General features: G+C 50.2%; 18 protein-coding genes. 17 read left to right on the top strand and 1 reads right to left on the bottom strand.

Features of this window, described 5'->3' with window-relative positions; genetic code table 11:
• Window positions 1-184: 184 nt before the first annotated feature.
• From ACQ9LF_RS02765 to purH, 17 genes are all read left to right on the top strand, one after another.
• Window positions 185-1,756, top strand: a complete 1,572-nt coding sequence (locus ACQ9LF_RS02765; protein WP_462487837.1) for a Ppx/GppA phosphatase family protein — start codon at window positions 185-187, stop codon at window positions 1,754-1,756.
• Window positions 1,756-3,873 carry a polyphosphate kinase 1 gene (gene ppk1 / locus ACQ9LF_RS02760; protein ID WP_462487836.1) on the top strand — a complete coding sequence of 706 codons (2,118 nt, stop codon included), beginning with the start codon at window positions 1,756-1,758 and terminating at the stop codon, window positions 3,871-3,873. Before ACQ9LF_RS02765 ends, ppk1 begins: the two co-directional genes overlap by 1 nt.
• A gap of 398 nt (window positions 3,874-4,271) precedes the next feature.
• Window positions 4,272-4,889: a nicotinate (nicotinamide) nucleotide adenylyltransferase gene (gene nadD / locus ACQ9LF_RS02755; RefSeq protein WP_462487835.1), complete on the top strand. Its 618-nt coding sequence runs from the start codon at window positions 4,272-4,274 to the stop codon at window positions 4,887-4,889.
• A gap of 150 nt (window positions 4,890-5,039) precedes the next feature.
• Complete coding sequence (locus tag ACQ9LF_RS02750) at window positions 5,040-6,806, top strand: HEAT repeat domain-containing protein (protein ID WP_462487834.1); 1,767 nt, start codon at window positions 5,040-5,042, stop codon at window positions 6,804-6,806.
• 34 nt (window positions 6,807-6,840) lie between these two features.
• Window positions 6,841-7,110 carry an AtpZ/AtpI family protein gene (locus ACQ9LF_RS02745; RefSeq protein ID WP_462487833.1) on the top strand — a complete coding sequence of 90 codons (270 nt, stop codon included), beginning with the start codon at window positions 6,841-6,843 and terminating at the stop codon, window positions 7,108-7,110.
• 8 nt (window positions 7,111-7,118) lie between these two features.
• Window positions 7,119-7,622, top strand: a complete 504-nt coding sequence (locus tag ACQ9LF_RS02740) for a hypothetical protein (protein WP_462487832.1) — start codon at window positions 7,119-7,121, stop codon at window positions 7,620-7,622.
• Window positions 7,549-8,331, top strand: a complete 783-nt coding sequence (gene atpB / locus ACQ9LF_RS02735) for a F0F1 ATP synthase subunit A (RefSeq protein ID WP_462487831.1) — start codon at window positions 7,549-7,551, stop codon at window positions 8,329-8,331. Before ACQ9LF_RS02740 ends, atpB begins: the two co-directional genes overlap by 74 nt.
• Before the next feature lie 85 nt (window positions 8,332-8,416).
• Entirely contained in the window at window positions 8,417-8,689 is a 273-nt protein-coding gene (gene atpE, locus ACQ9LF_RS02730; protein ID WP_462487830.1) for an ATP synthase F0 subunit C, read from the top strand.
• Between the two features lie 27 nt (window positions 8,690-8,716).
• Window positions 8,717-9,337, top strand: coding sequence for a F0F1 ATP synthase subunit B (gene atpF / locus ACQ9LF_RS02725; RefSeq protein WP_462487829.1), 621 nt, complete (start codon window positions 8,717-8,719; stop codon window positions 9,335-9,337).
• A 24-nt stretch (window positions 9,338-9,361) separates the two neighbouring features.
• A complete protein-coding gene (atpH, locus tag ACQ9LF_RS02720) occupies window positions 9,362-9,985 on the top strand; it encodes an ATP synthase F1 subunit delta (protein ID WP_462487828.1) in 624 nt (207 codons plus the stop codon).
• A 51-nt stretch (window positions 9,986-10,036) separates the two neighbouring features.
• Entirely contained in the window at window positions 10,037-11,560 is a 1,524-nt protein-coding gene (gene atpA / locus ACQ9LF_RS02715) for a F0F1 ATP synthase subunit alpha (protein ID WP_462487827.1), read from the top strand.
• 22 nt (window positions 11,561-11,582) lie between these two features.
• Window positions 11,583-12,479, top strand: coding sequence for an ATP synthase F1 subunit gamma (atpG, locus tag ACQ9LF_RS02710; RefSeq protein WP_462487826.1), 897 nt, complete (start codon window positions 11,583-11,585; stop codon window positions 12,477-12,479).
• Window positions 12,480-12,512: 33 nt separating this feature from the next.
• Complete coding sequence (atpD, locus tag ACQ9LF_RS02705) at window positions 12,513-13,940, top strand: F0F1 ATP synthase subunit beta (RefSeq protein ID WP_462487825.1); 1,428 nt, start codon at window positions 12,513-12,515, stop codon at window positions 13,938-13,940.
• 11 nt (window positions 13,941-13,951) lie between these two features.
• On the top strand, window positions 13,952-14,395 hold the full coding sequence (gene atpC, locus ACQ9LF_RS02700; protein WP_462487824.1) for an ATP synthase F1 subunit epsilon: 444 nt from the start codon (window positions 13,952-13,954) through the stop codon (window positions 14,393-14,395).
• 109 nt (window positions 14,396-14,504) lie between these two features.
• Window positions 14,505-14,801, top strand: a complete 297-nt coding sequence (locus ACQ9LF_RS02695) for a hypothetical protein (RefSeq protein ID WP_462487823.1) — start codon at window positions 14,505-14,507, stop codon at window positions 14,799-14,801.
• Window positions 14,802-14,814: 13 nt separating this feature from the next.
• Complete coding sequence (locus tag ACQ9LF_RS02690; protein WP_462487822.1) at window positions 14,815-15,945, top strand: outer membrane protein assembly factor BamB family protein; 1,131 nt, start codon at window positions 14,815-14,817, stop codon at window positions 15,943-15,945.
• Window positions 15,946-15,985: 40 nt separating this feature from the next.
• Window positions 15,986-17,599 carry a bifunctional phosphoribosylaminoimidazolecarboxamide formyltransferase/IMP cyclohydrolase gene (gene purH / locus ACQ9LF_RS02685; protein WP_462487821.1) on the top strand — a complete coding sequence of 538 codons (1,614 nt, stop codon included), beginning with the start codon at window positions 15,986-15,988 and terminating at the stop codon, window positions 17,597-17,599.
• On the opposite strand, the gene ACQ9LF_RS02680 is transcribed toward purH, so the two are convergent.
• On the bottom strand, window positions 17,593-18,693 hold the full coding sequence (locus tag ACQ9LF_RS02680) for a Rid family hydrolase (protein WP_462487820.1): 1,101 nt from the start codon (window positions 18,691-18,693) through the stop codon (window positions 17,593-17,595). The genes purH and ACQ9LF_RS02680 overlap by 7 nt on opposite strands.
• Window positions 18,694-19,134: the final 441 nt, after the last annotated feature.

Raw genomic sequence — 19,134 nt, 5'->3', positions numbered from 1 at the left:
ATTGTGGATACTATAACTATCTAACCGATACCAATCAACCTTTTTATGTGACCAGGGTGGTTTATGGTATGCATTTCCTGGGATTGAAAGCGATTCAGGGATGCAATCAAATTGAATCTTAATCGAATTCTAACAATTCAGACAATTGACAAAGAAGACAAATTACCTCAATATATTAAATCTTATGACTCAACAACAGCAAAATGAATTTGAATCGCAGACCCTGGCGGCTATCGATATCGGAAGCAACTCGATTCGCATGACAATTGGCCAGCTTAATCCCGATGGGACTTTCGATATTCTTGAACGAGCCAATCGGCCGGTGCGGCTGGGCAGGGATTGCTTTCGTTATTTTCGTTTGACGCCGGCGACTATGCGGGCGGTAGTCAATATCCTGCGGGAATTCAAACGCCGTATCGATGAATATCAAGTCCGGCATATCTGGACGGTTGCAACCAGTGCGGTGCGTGAAGCTCGTAATGCGGATGTATTCTTGGATCGGATACTGATGGCTTGCGGTTTGCAGGTACAGATTATAGACGCCTCACAGGAACGACGCATTACCGTTTCGGCGGTACGGGCAGCGATGAATAGCAGCCCCATGCGTTTTCCTGGCGGTCAGATGATGATTTGTGAAGTCGGCGGCGGCAGTACGACCATAACGATTATGCAGCGTGGTAAAGTGATTAGTTCGCACAGCCTGGTGCTCGGATCAATCCGAATCCAGGAGATGTTCGGCTCCGAAGGGCGTTCCACGACACAAATTGTCGAGTTGATCGAAAACGAAATTGATTCAGTGCTGGCGACGGTGAAAACCCTGGTACCGCTGGGACGTGTCAAAACCTTTATTGCGGTGGGCGGTGATGCTCGGTTTGTGGCATCTCGTGCCGGACAGCCGATGGATAATCCTCAATTTCATCGAATCTCCCGTCAGGCCTTTGAAGACTTTGTTCAATCTCATCGCAATCAGACGGTTGATCAATTGGCGCTTCAGTCGGAGTTGTCGTATTCGGAGGCCGAAACGCTGCTGCCGGCACTGCTGATTTTCCAATCCCTGCTGCGGTTGACCCGTGTCAAAGAAGTGATTGTTCCTGCGGTATCCATGCGTGATGGGCTGCTGCTGGAACTGTCCCGGCGGTGTCGGGGGCAGGAAGATGAATCCGTCGCTCAGGAAGCAATCCAATCGGCGATGGCGCTGGCAGAGAAATACCGTGTCAATCTGCATCATGCCCGTCGTGTTGCGGATTGTGCCCTGCGTCTTTATGATGAAATGAAGAGCATTCATGGATTGGATTTGAGGGCAAGGCTGCTTTTGGAAGTCGCGGCGCTGCTGCATGAGTGTGGAACCTTTGTTTCAACTCGTGCTTATCACAAACATACGTACTATCTGGTAGCCAATTCGGAAATATACGGTTTGCTGCCCAAAGAAGTGGCGGTTGTTGCCCATGTTGCACGATATCATCGTCGCAGTGCACCCAAGATATCCCATCTGGAATACACGGCACTTCCCCAGGAATCCCGGATTCTGGTCAATAAGCTGGCGGCAATTTTGCGGCTTGCCAAGGTGCTGGATGTAACCAATATTCGTCGGATTGACCGTGTGCGATGTATACTGGATCAGGATTCCGTACGGATTCAGGTGCCGGATTTGTCAGATGAGTCGCTGGTTAAGCGATCCATGGAAATTCACAGCAGTATGTTTGAAGATGTATTTGGATTAAATCTTGAACTGGAAGCATTACTGGAATTGACTTGATGGCTGCGACTTCAAAGATACCACTGAATCTGGATGAGCCCCGATACTATATCAACAGGGAGCTGAGCTGGTTGTCCTTTAACGAGCGTGTGCTGGAAATGGCTGAATGCCAGGATGTGCCGTTCCTGGAACGGATGAAGTTTTTGGCGATATTCAGCTCGAATCTCGATGAATTCTTCATGATTCGTGTGGCGGGTCTGATGCAGCGTGTGCAGGCGGGTGTTCAGACCAAAGACCCGAGCGGATGGACTGCCAATGAACAGCTGGAAGCGGTTCGTCAAAAGACACTGGCCCTGTCAGCACGTCATGCCGAGGCTGCCAAAACGCTGTTGAAGCTGCTACAGAAGCATGGGCTTTATGTCCTGAATCGGAAGACCTGGAATAATGACCAGCGTCGATTTTTAAGGGACTATTTTCAGTCACATCTGTTGCCGTTGCTGACCCCGATAGCGGTGATGGATACGCAGTCTTTCCCTCTGCTGCCCAATTTGCAGCTGCATATTGGCATTACACTGTCTGCCCAAGCCGGCGACGAAAAACAGCTCATGGTGATTCCCGTTCCCACCGTCATGTCGCGGTTTATCGGATTGCCCAGCAGAGAGGGGGAATTCTGGGTCATGCTGGAAGACGTGTTGATGGAATATGCAGGCCTGGTGGTCCAGGGCAAACGGATCGAAGCGGTGGATTTGTTCCGTATTACCCGTGATGCCGACATCAAGATCCAGGAAGAAGAAGCCGGAGATTTGCTGGAAACGATTGAGGCGGCGGTTCTGGAACGTCGTCATCGCCAGGCTGTTCGTGTGGAACTGTCTGCGGATTGTTCTCCGACACTGCAGAACTGGATTCTTGATCAGTTCCAGGTTGGCCCGCAGCAGATTTATCCCATCGCGGGAATCCCGGACTTGCGATGTCTGTGGGAACTGGTTGGGCGGGGAGGATTTGAAACGTTGCGATGGCCGGACTGGCCTGCACAGCATCCTGCCGATCTGGCGGGTTATGAATCGATATGGGATGCTGCCAGCGATCATGATGTGATGTTGTTTCATCCCTATGAGTCATTTGAGCCGGTGGTGGAATGGATCCGGGAGGCAGCTGAGGATCCCAGTGTGCTTGCCATCAAGCAGACGCTGTATCGAACCAGCCCGGATTCGCCTGTGATCTCGGCGCTTGAACAGGCCGCACGCAGCGGGAAGGAAGTGACGGTCCTGGTTGAATTAAAAGCACGATTCGAGGAAGCTCGAAATATTCGATGGGCCAGGCGGCTGGAGGATGCGGGCTGCTATGTGGTTTATGGTGTTGCAGGTCTTAAAACCCATGCCAAGGCCTTACTGATCATTCGGCGGGAAGCCGGACGCATCAAACGCTATGTCCATCTGGCAACAGGTAATTATAACGAAAAAACAGCCCGACTTTATTCGGATATCGGTCTGATCACTTGTGATCCCCAGTTGACATCGGATGTGGGGGCTTTTTTTAATTTGTTAACCGGTTTTTCGGAGTCGGTGGGCTGGTCAAAACTGACCATTGCTCCCACTTCATTGCGGCAGCGAATACTCGATTTAATTGAGCGGGAAATTAAAGCCAGCACGCCGGATCATCCCGGTTTGATTATGATTAAGGCCAATTCCCTGGAAGACATTCGTGTGTGTCAGGCTTTGTATCGCGCCTCGGCGGCTGGAGTCAGAATTAAACTCAATATTCGCGGCATTTGCTGTTTACGTCCTGGAATTAAGGGACTATCCGAGCACATTGAGGTAGTCTCTATTCTGGACCGGTATCTGGAACATGCCCGTATTTATTATTTTGATAACGGCGGGCATCCCGAAGTGTATTTGAGCAGTGCCGATATGATGGGACGCAATTTGGATCGGCGTCTGGAAATGCTTTTTCCAATTACTCAGCCGGGTCTCAGACAGCGACTGAGTTCAATCCTGGAGACGTATTTTTCTGATACAACCAATGCCTGGCATCTTTCTTCGGATGGGACCTATCGACGAATAGTATCCCCCAAAGCCCCTCTGCGAAGCCAGCAGTACTTTTATGAACAGATTTCTGACGCAGCAGGATTCCAGAAAGCCAAGTTCCGATTTCGGCCAATACGATCGAATGGAAAGTAGACAGATTAGTCACATCTCGCGTTGATGGTTAAGACGCCTATCCTGGTGTACTGATGGTGCCTCAGTAAGTGATAGTACAACTCCTTTCTGATTAGTCACGTTCTGAGATTTTTTCAATCGTCCTGCGGTCCCGATCGAAAACTCAATTAGACCTGACTACATCACCAGGGAAGGGCGGTTCTGATGTTTCTGTTATCTCCGAAATACTATAGACTTCCCGCATACTCTGGCGTAAAATACCCCGCATGCTCAAATTATCTGAAATCGTTCCACAGGAACACCGGGCCCAGGACTAACTAACGGTCTTTAATCGTGCAGCTTCTCGTGTTGCATACGGCCAGGGTTGTTATGAAATGGGCAGGGTTGATATGGCTTGTAATTGGGAACCGTGAAACAAGATGAATTCGAATGGAGTCATTCTGTTTGGTGGGTCTTTTGATCCGGTGCATCAAGGTCATATTCAAATGGCTCAATTTGCCATGAGCTATTTGCATGCGGACCGCTTGGTAATGATACCGGCAGCCCGTTCTCCCCATAAGCACCACCCGCCGGTAGCCGAAGGCCGGGAGCGGTTGGAAATGATTCGTCTTGCGATTCGGGGTATTGCCGGCCTTGAGGTCAGCGACATCGAGCTGAAACGGCCGCAGCCAAGCTACACCTATGATACGGTTGTGGCCTTCCGTGAGCAGGTTGGTGTGTCTGCTCCGCTTTACTGGCTTGTGGGAGCAGACGCAGTGGGCGATTTGCCGTATTGGTATCGTATTGGGGAATTACTGGATATATGTCAGCTGTGTATTATGTATCGGGCAGGGTATGAAAGGCCGTCATTCAAGGCATTGCAGTGTTCATTTCGTCCGGACCAGATAGCTTCTTTGGAACAGCATATAATCCCGACACCGTTGGTTGATATTAGCAGCACAGAGGTCCGCCGGCGTATCGCCGCAGGACAGGCTGGGGAGGATATATTGTGTCCTGAGGTATTAAAATATATAATAAAAAACAAACTATATCATTAAATAGGTTATATATGAGAGTAAAAAGCTGACGGAATTGACCTGCTTTTGTGTTTTTGATTGACAGCCTTTATTTATTCCTTATATATATGAAATCTTATCTTTAGGTGGACTGTATGTTGTTTTCAGGACTCATTTTCGGAGATTATAACGATGGTACTTGGAAAGCGGATTCTTGGGGTCGTCTTTTTATTCGTGTTGGCGACATCAGTGTTGGCCGAAGGTGTGAGAAGTGACTGGAATGACTTTTTGCACTACACCGCAATTGGACGATTTGACCTGGCACAGGGATACGGCCAAAAGATTGTCCAGGCGAATCCTGATCCACAGGAACTGCTGGCCTTAAGCGAGGAGAATCCGGATGGGTATAACATTTTGCTGAAAATGAATGCCGAAAGCGAACAGCTTCGGGACGTCAGCGGTAAAATCCTGGAGATCATCGAGCAGGGGCGTTTTGTTCGTCGGACCGATCCCAAGATTATCGTTGAGGAGATTCGTCGTCTGAGTACCACCATTCGGGGTAGAATCGCCGCTGAAGAACGGCTCCGCAATGCCGGCGAATATGCCATTCCTTATATGCTCAGTGCTTTGGCGGATGAGGGTCGAAAAAGTGAGTTCGCTCCGATTACTCAGGCCCTGCCCAAAATTGGTAAAGGTGCGATTCGTCCGCTGACTGCGGCGCTTCAGACTGACAATGCCGCTGTCAAGGCTGAAATTATTCGGGCACTTGGCAAGATTGGCTATTTTGAACCATTGCCTTATTTGAAATGGATTATGGAACAGGATCCATCTCCTGAGCTTAAGGCCCTGGCAGAAAGGGCAATCAGTGAAATCGATTCAAGTGCATTGAAAGTCCCTGCGGCGGAATTGTTCTTTAAGCTGGCAGAGATGTATTATGATCGTGCGGAATCTGTTGCACTCACCGACGATAACACTTTTGGCAATCTGTGGTTCTGGGATGCTGCGGGCAAGGGATTACAAAGACACGAGGTCAATAAAGCCTATTTTAATGAATTAATGTCCATGCGAAGCTGCGAATGGGCACTGAAGGCGGACCCTGCCATCGGCAAAGCGATCGGGCTTTGGCTGGCTGGTTATTTCCGTGCTGAATCGTATGGCATTGCGATGCCGGACTATTTCGGGCAGGGGCATCCGGATGCGATGACCTATGCCACTACGGCCGGGCCGGAATATCTGCATCAGGCCCTGGATCGGGCATTAAAGAATAAGGAAGCGTTTGTGGCTCTGGGAGTGGTTGAAGCTTTGGCCGTCAATGCCGGCACAAAATCACTGCTGTATCAATTGGGTACCGAACAGCCGCTGGCCAGGGCGCTGACGTTTGATGATTATAAGGTGCGTTACAGTGCTGCAATAGCCATCGCACTGGCTTTGCCGACCAACGGATTTGTCGGCAGCGAGAAGATTGTGGAAAATCTGTCCGAGGCGATTCTTGAACAGGGAGCGGATCAGGTCGGTGCGGAACTGGCTGCCCGTTATGCTCTTCGTTCCATTCGAGCAATGGAAAAGCTGGCACTGACGCATAATCCGATCGTTGATTTATCCAAGGCGATGGAGGCCCTGGTCAAGGTGAGCACCTCGGCAAATCCGCAGATGCAGACACTGGCGGCCGAAGTGCTGGCACGACTGGAAAGCCCGGAAGCTCAGCGAGCGATTGCTGCGATGGCCTTGTCCGACAAGAACAGTGCCGAGGTTCGCATTGCGGCGTTTGCTTCACTGGCGACGTCTGCAAAACTCAATGCAAATCTGCTGCTGGCCGAACAAATCGATGCGATTTATAGTCTGGTCAGCTCAACCGAGACAGACCCGGCGCTGCGTTCGGCCGCGGCGGGGGCCTATGGTGCCTTGAACCTGCCCAGTGAGAAGGTTAAGACCTTAATCCTGGACCAGGCGAAGTCCTAAGCATCTGTCTACCCCTGTGGGGGAAATATCTGAAATGACCCGCAAATTCAAAGGTCTCAAAGACGAGAAGTTTTACCGCAGCGGGATGCGCTGGATGGGGATCGGCTTTGAATTCTGCATCGTCTGCGGGGGGATGGCCTGGCTGGGTACTCAGATGGATAAATGGGAGAATACCAGCCCGGGCTGGATGATTATTGGTTTTTTTGTGGGTTTCGGGACAATGTTTTATCTGATGGTCAAACGTGCCCAGAAATCCAATGAAGATAGCGACAAGAACTCCGAGGAAAATAACACAGACAGGTAAACAGTTTGATGTGGACGGAAAATGTCAAGAAGGTCTTCGGTTGGTTTATTACCACGGGACTTTTTCTGGGTTTTCTCTTCCTTTTGACATATCGTTACTGTGAATTAGCCGGCCCCAGGGCCGAAAAAGCATGCGTTGTAGCCATGGTTACCGCAACTCTGGGCGGGCTATCCGCCTTCTGGCCCCTCAGTAAAGTCTGGCGTCGTGAGCCTGAGAAGATGGTTGTCAGCGTTTTTTTAGGCGGGGCAATTCGCATCTTGATTGGTTTTGTTGGAATTGTTATAATCTTCTTTTTTACCGGTATCAGCCGAACATGGTTCCTGGGATGCTACGGCATTTTTTATACCGTATTTCTGTTGGTAGATTCGTGGCTGATTATCCGGCTGTTGCATAATTACGGTCTGAACAAGGACGATTCTAAATATGAATGTGTGTGGAATGATGCTCGCGAGTACCAACGTACTCGAAGAAATTGTCAGCAAAAAGTGGATTATTCCCATAGGACCTTATGAGGTCCCGTTTACCAATCACATGCTGATGATTACCCTGGCGTCGCTGACGCTGATGGTCGTGTTGCCGATGGTGCTCAAAAAGCCCGTTCTGGTTCGCAGTGGTTTGGGTAATCTGATAGAGACGATTTGTGTCTATTTGCGTGAAGATGTGGCCCGGCCTTTTCTCAAGGATCAGACCGATCGTTATATTGGCATTCTCTGGACCTTGTTTTTCTTTATCCTGACTATGAATTTACTGGGATTGATGCCGATTCCCCAGTTGATGTATATCCTCACCAAGCACAAGCATATCGGCGGCGCCCCCACGCTAAATGTCTGGGTCACCGGGGCTTTGGCGACGTTTTCATTCCTGTTATTCCATATCGCCGGGATTCGTGAAAAAGGGGTGTGGCATTATCTCAAAACATTCACCCCCAAAGTCCCCTGGCCGATGTTTCCATTCATGTTTGTCATCGAAGTCGTCAGCTCATTTGTCCGGTTGTTTTCGCTGGCGATTCGTTTATTTGCAAATATTCTGGCCGGGCATATTTTGCTTGCAGTAATTTTAGGTTTTATTATGATGTTCAAAAATTATATGGTCGCCTTCACTTCCCTTAGTGCTACGGTGCTGTTTAGTCTTTTGGAAGTGTTTGTGGCGTTTCTGCAGTCATATATATTTGTATTTTTAACGACCATATTTATCGGATTCGCTATTGCCGATGAACATTGATTATAGAACCCGCCATTGTGGCGGGTTTTTGTCTAAATAGAAGTGTCTGAAAACGTAGTAACTGACGTACAGGAGATGCTGTAAGATGTTTGAATTAATGACTTTAGCTCCGATGCTGCTGGCGGAACTGAACATTGACGACAAAGGTTTGGGTATGCTTGGCGGCGTGCTGGGCTGCGGCCTGATTGTGATGGGGTCTGCCAGAGGTATCGGCCAGTTGGCCGGCAGTGCGGTGGAAGCCATTGCCCGTCAGCCGGAAGCGGCCAACCGTATTTTCACCACGATGATTATCGCCGCGGCCCTGATCGAAGGCGTGACGCTGTTTGCGATGATTATCTGTCTGCTGGCTGTGCTGTAAGAAACGTAATTTTACCAGGACACTGTGATGCGAATGCTCAGGTTATTGCCGGCATTTTGCCTGTATTATGTTGCGACCGCAGTAACGCAGGCCTCAGAGGCCGTAGCGACTGCTGAAGAAGGCCACGAACAAGCCCCCAGCGTCTTCACGGGTGACTGGGCCGAGTCGGTCTGGACGCTTTTGTGGTTTGCATTGCTGCTGCTGGTCTTGTGGAAGCTGGCATGGAAGCCGCTGCTCAAAAGCCTGTCGGACCGTCAGAACCACATCCAGAAGGAAATCGATGACGCCGAGAAGAGCCGCAAACAGGCTCAGCAGGTGTTGGATGATTATCGCAGCAAGCTGGCCGATGCCGAGCGGCAGGGTCGGGAAATCATCAATCAGCGGGTCAAGCAGGCTCAGGCCGAAGCGAAAGAGGTTGAGGCCCAGAGTCGCAAGCAGATTGAGCAGATGAAGATTCGCTTTGAGGCCGATCTGGAACGAGAGAAAGGTGACGCTCAGGAACAGCTCTGGACACAGGCCGGCGATATTATTCAAACCATCGGCCAGGAAGTATTCGGCAAGGCACTCAACGATGAGGACAACAGGCGATTGATTTCTCAGGCGATCGAACGACTCAGGCAGGCACATCGGAATCCCGGCGTGCAATAATAATAGTTGAATCAGGCGAACAGTATGGCGGCATCTTCCAAACATATCATTTACGAGATTTACAGCGATGTCCTGTTTCAGCTGGCCGAAGAATCCGGCCAGGTGGAACAGGTGCTGGAAGACCTGGCTGCGGTGGGTACGCTCCTGCGGGATGAGCCTGAGTTTTTAAAACTGATTACTTCGTCCAAGATGAAGGAGGACGAAAAAACCGCGGCTTTGCGGCGAGTGTTCAGCGGACGTGTCCATCCGCTGACCCTGGATTTCCTGTGCGTGTTGGCCCGCAGAAACCGAATTGGCGGGCTTTCCGGCATCTTTGACCGGTATGAAGTGCTGGTGGACAGCCTGAAAAACTGCCGGCTGGTGGAAGTGGTGCTGGCAAAGCCATTGCCGGATGCTGAACTCGAAAAGCTGCGTCTGGAAATCCGGGATGCCATCAAGGCCGAAGTGAAACTCAAGGTCCAGATTGACCCGGATATTCTGGGCGGCATTGTGATTCGGCAGGGCGATCTGATGATTGATAATTCTGTCCGAACCATTTTATCCCGGACAGTCAGTGGTATTGTGGAGCGATCCAGAGAAACGTATTACAAACAAAAAAATAAACCCGGTGAGACGACACCGAAGGGATCTGATTCGGTACAGGGGTAATGGCCCGCGGGTACCAGGCGGATAAACACATTTGTAAACGAGTAAATACTAATGAAATTCGATGTATCTGAAATTTCGAGTCTGATCAAGCAGGAAGTCCTGCGATATCAAGCCCGGCTTGAGGTTTCGCAGGTAGGCACGGTACTGGAGGTCGGTGACGGCATTGCCCGTATCTACGGCCTTGACAATGCGATGGTTGGCGAAATGCTGGAATTTGAAGGTGGTATCGTCGGCGAAGTATTTAACCTTGATGAAGACTCGATTGGCGCAGTTGTATATGGCGATTTCCAGAAAGTGCGTGAAGGCGGAACGGTTCGCTCCACCGGCAGGCTGTTGTCGGTTCCTGTCGGCCCGGAACTGCTGGGCAGGGTGGTTAACGCCTTGTGCGAGCCGATTGACGGGGCTGGTCCCTTCAAGGCACAGTCACGCCGTTTTATCGAGTTTGCTGCCCCCGGTATTGCCCAAAGACAGCCGGTTAAGGAACCTCTGGCAACAGGCTTAAAGAGCGTGGACTCGATGATCCCCATCGGACGCGGGCAGCGCGAACTGATTATCGGTGACCGCAAGACCGGCAAGACGGCCATTGCCCTGGATACGATCATCAACCAGAAGGGCAAGGGAGTGATTTGTGTTTATGTCGCCATCGGCCAGAAGGAATCCACGGTCGCGGAAGTGGTGGCAACATTGAAAAAGTATGGGGCAATGGACCATACCGTGGTGGTTTCAGCCACGGCTGCCCAGAGTGCTGCAATGCAGTATATTGCTCCGTATGCTGGCGCGGCGATTGCAGAATATTTTATGTATGAAAAACAGGGCCATACGCTGTGTGTGTATGATGACCTCAGCAAACATGCGATTGCCTACCGTGAATTAAGTCTTCTGTTGCGCCGTCCTCCGGGACGGGAGGCTTTCCCGGGTGATATTTTCTATCTGCACAGCCGGCTTCTGGAACGCAGTGCCAAGCTGTCCAATGAGCTGGGCGGCGGTTCGATGACAGCGCTTCCGATTGTCGAGACGCTGGAGGGGCAGGTGTCGGCCTATATCCCGACCAACATCATTTCCATTACCGATGGTCAGATTTATCTGCAGCGAGACCTGTTCCTGGCCGGTGTTCGTCCTGCTATCGACGTAGGCATCAGCGTAAGCCGCGTAGGTGGGGATGCTCAGCCGCAGGCGATGAAAAAAGTCGCCCCCAAGCTGCGTCTGGACCTTGCAGCGTTTCGCGAGTTGCAGGATTTTGCCCGTCTGGGTACCGATCTGGATGAAATGGCACAAAAGCAGCTTGACCGAGGCTACCGTATGGTCGAGGTACTCAAACAGAAACAGTTTTCACCGATGAGTGTGGCTGAAGAAGTTGTCAGTATTCTGGCCGGCTCCAGTGGAATTCTGGATGATATTGATGTTGCTCATGTGGGGCATTTCCTGGAGGAATTAATCGACTGGCTGAAGCTGGAGGCAGGCGAGTATCTGGATGAAATTAATAAAACCGGCAAGCTGTCGGATGAGCTGTTGTCCGCGATGAACGATGCGGTCGCTGCCTATAAGACCATTTATAAGTTCAGCTTCGGGGCATAGCGGGTTAAGGTTGTAAGAAACAATGGCCAATACACGACAAATTCTGCAGCGGCGTAAAGCAGCATCCAATATCAGCAAGGTCACCGGCACCATGGAGACGATTGCTGCGGTCCGCTACCGTCAGTACTACAATCAGTGGGCGCAGGGCATTGAGTACTTTGATGCACTGGCTCAACTGGCGTACCTGATGGTGATTGCTGAACAGGGTATCAATCACCCCCTGTTGAAGCCCAATTCCTGCAGAACCAATGCTGTCATTGCTATTGGCAGTAATCGCGGTCTGTGTGGCGGCTATAATGCCGAAGTCTTTCGTCAGATCGATACCCACATCAAAATGTCGCAGCGGTTCAAGCGGGAATTAAAGATTTATGCCAAGGGCCGCAAGGTGGTCAATTACCTGGAACATCGCAAAATTGTGCCGGATGGCGTTTATTCTGATTTTGATGAGGTGCCGTCTGTCGAGCAGGTCCACCAGATTGCCAATCATTTTGTCAAGCTATATATGGCCGGCCATATTGGTCGTCTGGGGGTTATTTATAACCGGTTTCATTCCCAGGCTTCGCAAAAGGTTCAGACGCTGACCATCTTGCCGGTGACTGAACTGATTGATGACCTGACGACCCGGGCTACAGTTATCTGGCCATGGGAATTGGCGTTTGAAGATTTTCTGCTTGGTGATGATTCCTATACGATGTTTGAAACGCTTGCCACGATGCTGATTCGGTCGGCTTTGGCTGGGTGTTTTCTTGAGGCGGTGACCAGTGAATACCTGGCTCGGGTGGTCTCCATGCGAAATGCCAGCGACAATGCTGATCAGATGATTCAGGATTTAACCAAAGATTATAACCGTGCACGACAGGGACAAATTACGGTGGAACTGCTGGATATTATCACCGGTGTCAGTGCCGCAAAAAAATGAAAGTAAATTAGACGATAAAGCAGAGTCAATACTATGGTAAATACAGGACGAATCACGCAGGTAGTCGGAAGCACCTTTGAGGCGGAATTCCCCGCCGATCGGATTCCGGCCATTTATAACGCCTTAACCATCAAAGGTGAATTTGAAGGCAAGCCATTTGAGCTGGTCGGTGAAGTCCAGCAGCATTTGGGGGGCGGACGGGTCCGTGCGGTGGCTTTGGGCAGCACCTTTGGTATGCGCCGTGGAATGGAGGTGGTCGATACGGGGGGCCCGTTGGAAGTCCCAGTTGGCAAGGAAACACTTGGCAGGGTATTCAACCTGCTTGGCCAGCCTGTGGATGGCGGCCCGGCTATTCATGCCAAGCAACGTTTGCCGATTCACCGCAAACCCCCTAAATTCGTCAATTTGACAGCCAAATCCGAGATGTTCGAAACGGGCATTAAGGTGATGGATTTGTTGTGTCCTTTTGTCAAAGGGGGTAAAACAGGTCTTTTTGGAGGTGCCGGCGTCGGCAAGACCGTTTTGATTCAGGAACTGATCGCTCGTATTGCCACCCAGCATGGCGGATATTCGGTCTTTGCCGGGGTTGGCGAACGTACCCGGGAAGGTAACGATTTGTGGTTGGAAATGCAGCGAACCAAGATCGGAAACACGGGGGCATCGGTATTAGATAATACGTGTCTTGTATTTGGGCAGATGAATGAACCGCCGGGGTCACGTCTTCGGGTTGCATTGACAGGTTTAACCATGGCCGAATATTTATGTGAGGCGGGCGGCGGTGAAATTCTGTTGTTTATCGATAATATTTTCCGGTTTTCTCAAGCTGGATCGGAAGTGTCGGCTCTGCTGGGGCGTATCCCGAGTGCGGTAGGGTATCAGCCGACCCTGGCCAGCGAAATGGGGCAGCTTCAGGAGCGTATTGCATCCACAACATCTGGTGCGATTACCTCGGTACAGGCGGTTTACGTGCCTGCCGATGACTTGACCGACCCGGCCCCGGCTACGACCTTTACTCATCTCGATTCCTCGGTGGTGCTTTCGCGTAAGATTACTGAAAAAGGCATCTACCCTGCGGTGGATCCGCTGGAAAGCACATCTCGAATTCTGGACCCCAATATTGTGGGCAAAGACCATTACGAAGTGGCCCAGAAGGTGCTGGAATACCTGCAGCGATACCAGAGCCTCCAGGATATTATTGCTATTCTTGGTATTGACGAATTGAGTCGAGAAGACAAACAAATTGTTGCCCGTGCCCGAAAGCTGGAACGGTTCTTCTCGCAACCGTTTATTGTATCTCAGCACTTTACCGGCTTGGAAGGCAAGTATGTGCCTGCTGCTGAGACGGTTCGCAGCTGCCGCCAGATCTGTGAAGGCCAGTGGGATCATCTGCCCGAGCAAGCCTTTATGTATATCGGTGCAGTCGAAGAAGCCCAGCAAAAAGTCCAGAAGAAAGCGGTTTAAGGAAATAATCGGTGGTTGGATTGGTGACAAAACCTACATTTCGTGTGGTCCTTCTGACCCCCAGAGCCAAACTGCTGGATTGCAGAGCAGGCTCGGTGATTATCCCCTGTTCCGATGGTCAGCGGGGTATTCTTCGGAACCATTGCCCGCTGTTGACGGGATTAGAGCTTGGGATTATGGAGGTACAGGGTATTCCAGACCGTGAAAATGCCTATTTCGTGATTGATGGAGGTTTTGCTCGGTTTAGTGAAAACAATCTCACGGTGCTGGCCTATGATGCAGTGACCTTTGAAAACCGGGATGCTGACAAGATCAAACAGATTATTTCACAGGCTCAGGGGGTGGTTGCCGGACAGGAGTACATCAAAACCCAGGAGCAAAAAGTCAATATGGTCCGTAGCCGCCTGATCCTTCGGATGGCGCAGCTGGCCGGCAAACTGGAGTTGGTAAAGTAACCCTTTCATAACTGGGTACTTACAAAAAAAACTGTGCCCGCTTTTACTGAAAAAAGTTGCTTTTTTTTATGTTTGAATGTACGATTTGGCCCGTATTTGAGTTTGTCTTATGGCCAAAACTCCTGAAAAAAAACTGGTTGCTGACGGTCCTGATGCGAATGCTGAGGTGCGGCGATTTATTGACAGTCTTGATGATAAGCATCGGATGCTGATTGTGTTAAAGTCGCAGCTGTATGGGAACCGCTGGGAGCCAATGCTGGAGGATCTTCGAAACCGTCTGGAAGGCAAGCCGTATATTTTCAAGCTGGTCAATCGAATCAAAGATGATATTGACCGAATCGAACGAATGAAATCCTTTGAAGCTGATTATAAAGTCGATTTAACGGAATATATAGATATAACCTGACCGGAGAAATCGGATGAATTCGATGAAAATGGGTATCGCAATGGTTGTACTGTGCGGGGCGGGTGTTTTAGCAGCAGGATTGTCGGCATCCCCGGCAGATTATCTGGTTGCATCGGAGCTGCTGGGCAAGGCGGATCTGGAGACCGGATGGCAGGTCAATCTGCCTATGAAGCCGAATGAAAAGATCGACAATTTATATGTCTATGACAATTATTTATATGTATTGACAACCCAGAACTTTTTGTTTTCGATTGATCGTACGACAGGTCAGGTGCGTTCTCTGCTGCAGTTGGCTGCTCCCGGTCTGCCGATTCTGCCGCCGATGCATTTTGATAAGAAAAGCGTTTTTCTGGTGGGTCAGGAGATGGTCGTCTTTGATCCGGCTTTCGGCCAGGTTACCGAGACGGTTACTCTGAAAAATCTCGGTGGCAATTACGGAGGAATCGCCCGGAATCGCAAATACGCTTATGTCTGCGGTTCAGATAACCGTTTGTATGCCTATACAGTTGATGAAGGCATTCGTGTGTTTATGGTGTCGGCGGATAACGATTCCCCCATCTATTCGGTTATTGCTTCGGACATGCAGGTCTGGTTTAGTACGCAGGCTGGCAATGTGATCGCCATGGATTCCGATAACGGCCGCAAAGTCTGGCAGTTTAATCTGTCTGGTCCGATGAGAGCACCGCTGGTGATGGATCAGGGGTATATTTATGCAGCGGGCCTGGATACCAAGCTGTATAAATTGAATGCCCTGATAGGTACTCAGGCCTGGGAAAAGCCTTTTTTTGCCGGGGATAAGGTGGAGATGCCATTGACGATGGGCAAGACGTGTGTGTACCTGTACACCGTCAACACCGGCGTCTATGCAGTGGATAAAGAGACCGGCAAAGCCGTTTGGAATCTGCCGGCGGGATATGCGGTACTTGCCGAACACGGTTCGCGGGTCTATGTGTATGTCAAGCCGGGTATTTTGTCGGTGATGGATAATGCGCAGCGTAAAGAACAGCTTTCCATTAATATTGCCAGGGTCAATCGTGTCGCGGTGAATATGACGGATTCGTGGCTCTATTTGGGCAGCGACAAAGGGCAGGTACAGGCTGTCAGGCCGATTGAGCCAAAACCGCAGACTGCCCCATCAAAGTAAATCAAAGTTGTGTGAGTATTCGAAACGAAAGCATAGAATCATGGATGTAAAAATCAAGCGAGCGTTAATTAGTGTTTCCGATAAAACTGGCGTGGTCGATTTTGCCCGGCAGCTGGCGGCGATGGGGGTGACTCTTATCAGTACTGGCGGAACGGCCAGAGCGTTATCTGATGCGGGATTGTCTGTTGTCAGCGTCGATTCGGTGACCGGTTTTCCGGAAATGATGGACGGTCGCGTCAAAACCCTGCATCCCAAAATTCACGGCGGGCTTCTGGCCCTGCGTGATAAAGCCGACCATGCCGCGGCCATGAAACAGCATCAGATTGAGCCGATTGACCTGGTCTGCGTGAATTTGTACCCCTTTGAACAGACCGTAGCCAGGGCGGATTGTTCTTTCGAAGACGCCATCGAGAATATCGACATTGGCGGGCCGAGCATGGTTCGTTCGGCAGCCAAGAATCACCTGTATGTGACGATTGTTACGGATCCATCACAGTACCCAATGGTGCTTGATGAGATGAAATCCAAAAATGGCTGTACCAGCCTTGCCTTGCGCAAACAGTGTGCCCGTAAGGCTTTTGCCTTAACGGCTTCGTATGATGCAGCGATATCCAAATACCTGAACGAACAGGCCGGCGAGGTATTTCCCGACAGGCTCAGTATCGCGCTGAGGAAAGATCAGGAACTTCGCTACGGTGAAAATCCGCATCAGAAGGGGGCATTCTACCGGCTGTCCGATGCCAAAGAAGTCAGCGTGGGCACTGCCCGGCTGATTGATGGAGCGACTACCCCGATCAGCTTCAACAACCTGATGGATGCCAATGCCGCATTTGAACTGGTTAAGGAATTTGATGAGCCGGCTGCCGTGGTGGTCAAACACATGAACCCCTGCGGGTGTTCGGTGGATGCTGATATTATCAAGGCCTATGAGCGAGCCTATCTGGGGGATGTAGTCAGTGCCTTTGGCGGGATTATTGCTCTGAATCGAAATGTTGATAAAGAAATCGCAACGGTGATTATGGAGTCCTATGCACGCTTTGGCAAGGCCAAAGGTGCGGCGGGTTTCTTTGCCGAAGTGATTGTGGCCCCGTCTTATGATGCGGATGCGATTCAAACCATTCGCACGCTCAAGGAATGGGGGCAGCGGGTTCGCCTGCTCCAAACCGGTCCGATTGACCGCAAGGTGGTGGATGCCCGCCAGTATGATGTCCGCTGTATCGTGGGCGGTCTGCTGGTACAGCAACGCGATCTGGTCGGCTGGCAGCCCGAGACATTGACATTCCCAACGAAAGTGAAACCCACTCCCCAGCAGATGGAAGATTTGCGTATTGCCTGGCTGGTTGCCAAGCATGTCAAGAGCAATACGATCACATTAGTCAACAACAAATGCCTTGTGGGTGTCGGTGCCGGCCAGATGAATCGCGTGGAATCAGGCATGCTTGCGGTTAAGCAGGCAGGCCCGATGGCCAAAGGTGCTGCGATGGGGTCAGATGCCTTCTTCCCCTTCCCGGACAATGTCGAAAACGCGGCCAAAGCCGGAATCGCCTGTGTGATTCAGCCCGGCGGCTCAAAGAAAGACGATGAAGTCATCGCCTGTGCTGACAAACATGGTATTGCGATGGTCTTTACCGGCGTACGGCATTTTTATCATTGATACGTTTGAATCGCATCCAGCTCGAGTTCAAACAGCAGGTCGTCACGGCAGATATCGCATTCGAGTTTGATATGCGGCATGGGGATATTATGCATTTGGAGCCACTGGTCAAATAGGGGATAGTCTTTTCTCGACTTGAAATAAGCGATGGCCCTGACCGTATTCCTCCACTCCATGCCGACATGTTGCAGGATCGCCTTGACAACTTTCATGGTGTGATCAATTTGGCCAGGTGTATTGCCCAGAAAAATCGTCTTGCCGTGCGGGTCAATACTGGCGGTTCCGGAAATATATAATCGTTTTTGCTGGGGAGTGACAATTTCCATGGCCCGGCTGAATGAAGAACGGTATTGTGTGGCTGGACATTGCAGGGGGGATTCCACGGGTCGGATTTGAACGGAACCATTTTTCGGCACAGCGGCCAGCAATTCTGTCTGAATCGCATAATCCAGAGGATTGGATAAGCTTACCCCCGTACTTGCTGGAATACGGTGGTTAAACACCCCTTTTTCTGTAAAGAAGCGATCTCTCGCCCGGTTGAGCTTGTCATACCAGGACAGAATGTCGTGAGCATATAGCCAGGTTCTGGCAGTGGAATGAAAATCAAGCCCGCAACTGTGTAATACAGCATCCATTTTCTGAAACACCGAATAGGTCTGAGTCTGATTGTCTGTCTGTTTGTTGTCCGGGAAAAGATGCAGTTGGTAATACCGAACATGGTCATCTTCGAAGATGCATCCTGTTGGTGACTTGCCATTGGGTATCACCTCAATGGGGGAGCCAGACAAGGCATGAAGCTGAACAACGAACGTGGGGCATTTGTCTCCAGGGGACTGTGTAAACCAGGTAATCGGGCAAATCAATTCCGGCAGTTCGTTTTTGAGGGCATGAGCCACTTGGGTTTGTTTATCTTTGGGAATCGCAACACGGCAGCTTATACTACCGGCCTGATTTGTTTTTAGGAAGTTGGAGATCTGTTTTAAAATATCAGCCTGGTCTGAATCGGAATAACCCTGCGAATTGATAAAAAACTCCCGGCCAAAACGGTGCGGTACAGTCACCACATCAAGGTTGGATATCTTTGAAAATTCCATGAATACCCCATACTGTCTATATTTACACATCGCGACTATTCTTGTCGTTTAATCATATTGACGTATTGGGGGAGCAAAACTCTACACAAAAACAAAAAAACTTCGGGTTGAAAAAGAAAAAACTAAGGGGAGTGTGAAGGTCTTTTATTGAATCAGGAGAATTTTCTCAGCTCGAATAGGGGTAAAATGAGGGTCTTGCAGCCTGATGCAAAAAATTTAAAGTTTTTGTGGCAGGTTTTCGATAATTGTGTAGTGGATTTTTACGAAAAGTTAATATAAAATATAGAAACGCAATTATTGAGCTTTTCATCACCCTCCTCCGAAGCCAGATTCCAGTATGGGGTCTGGCTTTTTCTTTGGATTGGATGGCAAATCAAGCCAATGATATATGGCTTAAGGATGGGAACAAACCACGCTGTGATCGGATTTGAGAATATAGGT

It is taken from the genome of Anaeroglomus insulsum (assembly GCF_050689095.1).
Classification (GTDB): domain Bacteria; phylum Planctomycetota; class Phycisphaerae; order Sedimentisphaerales; family Anaerohalosphaeraceae; genus Anaeroglomus; species Anaeroglomus insulsum.
Note: the sequence above shows the minus strand (reverse complement) of the source record. Positions and strands in the feature narration are given on the sequence as shown.

Coding starts and splice junctions, on each gene's coding strand:
- ACQ9LF_RS02750 (WP_462487834.1), top strand. CDS start 5,040: ATGGTACTTGGAAAGCGGATTCTTGGGGTCGTCTTTTTATTCGTGTTG.
- atpH (WP_462487828.1), top strand. CDS start 9,362: ATGGCGGCATCTTCCAAACATATCATTTACGAGATTTACAGCGATGTC.
- ACQ9LF_RS02740 (WP_462487832.1), top strand. CDS start 7,119: ATGTGGACGGAAAATGTCAAGAAGGTCTTCGGTTGGTTTATTACCACG.
- ACQ9LF_RS02680 (WP_462487820.1), bottom strand. CDS start 18,693: ATGGAATTTTCAAAGATATCCAACCTTGATGTGGTGACTGTACCGCAC.
- atpB (WP_462487831.1), top strand. CDS start 7,549: ATGATGCTCGCGAGTACCAACGTACTCGAAGAAATTGTCAGCAAAAAG.
- ACQ9LF_RS02695 (WP_462487823.1), top strand. CDS start 14,505: ATGGCCAAAACTCCTGAAAAAAAACTGGTTGCTGACGGTCCTGATGCG.
- purH (WP_462487821.1), top strand. CDS start 15,986: ATGGATGTAAAAATCAAGCGAGCGTTAATTAGTGTTTCCGATAAAACT.
- atpE (WP_462487830.1), top strand. CDS start 8,417: ATGTTTGAATTAATGACTTTAGCTCCGATGCTGCTGGCGGAACTGAAC.
- ACQ9LF_RS02765 (WP_462487837.1), top strand. CDS start 185: ATGACTCAACAACAGCAAAATGAATTTGAATCGCAGACCCTGGCGGCT.
- atpF (WP_462487829.1), top strand. CDS start 8,717: ATGCGAATGCTCAGGTTATTGCCGGCATTTTGCCTGTATTATGTTGCG.
- nadD (WP_462487835.1), top strand. CDS start 4,272: ATGAATTCGAATGGAGTCATTCTGTTTGGTGGGTCTTTTGATCCGGTG.
- atpA (WP_462487827.1), top strand. CDS start 10,037: ATGAAATTCGATGTATCTGAAATTTCGAGTCTGATCAAGCAGGAAGTC.
- atpD (WP_462487825.1), top strand. CDS start 12,513: ATGGTAAATACAGGACGAATCACGCAGGTAGTCGGAAGCACCTTTGAG.
- ppk1 (WP_462487836.1), top strand. CDS start 1,756: ATGGCTGCGACTTCAAAGATACCACTGAATCTGGATGAGCCCCGATAC.
- atpG (WP_462487826.1), top strand. CDS start 11,583: ATGGCCAATACACGACAAATTCTGCAGCGGCGTAAAGCAGCATCCAAT.
- ACQ9LF_RS02745 (WP_462487833.1), top strand. CDS start 6,841: ATGACCCGCAAATTCAAAGGTCTCAAAGACGAGAAGTTTTACCGCAGC.
- ACQ9LF_RS02690 (WP_462487822.1), top strand. CDS start 14,815: ATGAATTCGATGAAAATGGGTATCGCAATGGTTGTACTGTGCGGGGCG.